The organism is Hydrogenophaga sp., from assembly GCF_041633695.1.
GTDB lineage: Bacteria > Pseudomonadota > Gammaproteobacteria > Burkholderiales > Burkholderiaceae_C > Hydrogenophaga.
On the sequence record NZ_JBFJMY010000664.1, the window covers coordinates 1 to 1,733 of the forward strand.

Genomic DNA, 1,733 nt, shown 5'->3' on the forward strand with positions numbered 1-1,733 from the left:
CCATCATCGAGACCGAAGGGCAGGACATGTCGGCCTACATCCCGACCAACCTGATCTCCATCACCGACGGCCAGATCTACCTCTCCCCGAGCCTGTTCGAACTGGGCGTATTGCCTGCCGTGGACGTGGGCCAGTCGGTGTCGCGCGTGGGCGGCAAAGCCCAGCTCGGCGGCTTTCGCGCCGTGGCGGGCGACCTCAAGCTGGCCTACGCGCAGTTCGAAGAGCTGGAAACCTTCTCGCGCTTCGGCGCGAGGCTCGATGCGCCCAGCCGCAACGCCATCGAACACGGCAAGCGCATACGCGCCTGCCTCATGCAACCGGAATCCGACCCGGTGCCGGTGCCCGAGCAGATCGCCATCTTGCAAGCACTCACCGCCCACCTGTTCGACGCCGTGCCGCTGGAGCAAATGCCGCAGGCCGAAAAGGCGGTGCGCGCGGCGGTGGCGCACATCGCCGCTGCGCTGTTGGCCCGGCTGGCCAGCGCCAGCAAGCCCAGCGAGGACGACCAGCAGGCCCTGGTGGCGCTGCTGCGCGAGACACTGGCGCGCTTCCAGCCCCAGGCCGCACCCGCCGCCGGGGATGCAAAACTGGCCCCGGCATGAGCGATTCCACCGCCAGTCTGCAACGCCAGATCGGCAGCGCCACCGAGCTGCAGTCGGTGGTGCGCACCATGCGGGCGCTGGCCGCTTCGAGCATCAGCCAGTACGAAGCCGCCGTGCGGGCCTTGGCCCACTACCACGAGGCGGTGGACCTGGGCCTGGGCGCCTGTCTGCGCGCACAACAAGCCCAGCCCACCCCGCCGAGCACACCCGTGGCCGCTGCCCGGCATACAGCAGGCGGTGTGGGCGCCGTGGTCTTCGGTTCCGACCAAGGGCTGGTCGGGCAGTTCAACGACGTGCTGGCCGAACACGCCATCCAAACCCTGGCCCGCCTGCCCGGCCAGCCGCTGGTCTGGGCCGTGGGCGAGCGGGTGCGTGCCCGCCTGGAGAGTGCGGGTCTGCCACTGCTCGGCAGCTACGACGTACCCAACACGGTGGGCGCCATCGCGCCCTTGGTGGGCCGACTCCAGTTCGACACCGAAACCCACCCGGCGCAACTCGCCGCGCCACACATGCTCGTGTTCCACAACCGGCCCCTGCCCGGCGCGCTGTACGAACCCACCTGCCGGCGCCTGCTGCCGCTGGACGCGCACTGGCAAACGGAGCTGGTTCAAAAGCGCTGGCCCAACCACTGCCTGCCCGAGGTGATGGGGCAGGACGGCGCCACCCTGCGCGCACTGGTGCGCGAGTACCTGTTCATTTCGCTGTTCCAGGCCTGCGCCGAATCGCTGACCAGCGAAAACGCCAGCCGCCTGGCCGCCATGCAGCGCGCCGACAAAAACATCGACGAATTGCTGACCGACTTGCAAGCCCGTTTCCACAGCCTGCGCCAACGGGCCATCGACGAAGAACTCTTCGACGTGAGCGCCGGCTACGAGGCACTGGCAGTACCGGTGTACGGCCGGGCAGGCCGCTAGGGCCGGTCCGGCCGTGCGCAGAAATTCACCGTCGCAAATGTCTACTACTCACCCCCGCTGGGCCTTCGGGAGTGATGCTCATCTGAGCCAGCCATTCCCAGACTTTGAAGGTCGACGTGCCATGGGCAATTAGCGGATCGCTTTGTGCCAGCGCACGGGCTTCGCCCATCGACTCGGCCGTGAGCAAATAGGCACCGCCCGACTTGTCCGAAAAGGG

General features: G+C 68.0%; 1 protein-coding gene and 2 pseudogenes. 2 read left to right on the forward strand and 1 reads right to left on the reverse strand.

Annotation, left to right across the window (positions count from 1 at the left end):
- Together ABYB95_RS22990 and ABYB95_RS22995 are read left to right on the forward strand one after the other, a co-directional pair.
- A pseudogene (locus ABYB95_RS22990) lies at window positions 1-602 on the forward strand (F0F1 ATP synthase subunit alpha); the annotation flags it as partial.
- Complete coding sequence (locus ABYB95_RS22995) at window positions 599-1,516, forward strand: F0F1 ATP synthase subunit gamma (protein WP_372662520.1); 918 nt, start codon at window positions 599-601, stop codon at window positions 1,514-1,516. The pseudogene ABYB95_RS22990 and the gene ABYB95_RS22995, both read left to right, overlap by 4 nt.
- Before the next feature lie 25 nt (window positions 1,517-1,541).
- On the opposite strand, the pseudogene ABYB95_RS23000 reads toward ABYB95_RS22995, so the two are convergent.
- Window positions 1,542-1,733: pseudogene (locus ABYB95_RS23000) on the reverse strand (hypothetical protein); the annotation flags it as partial.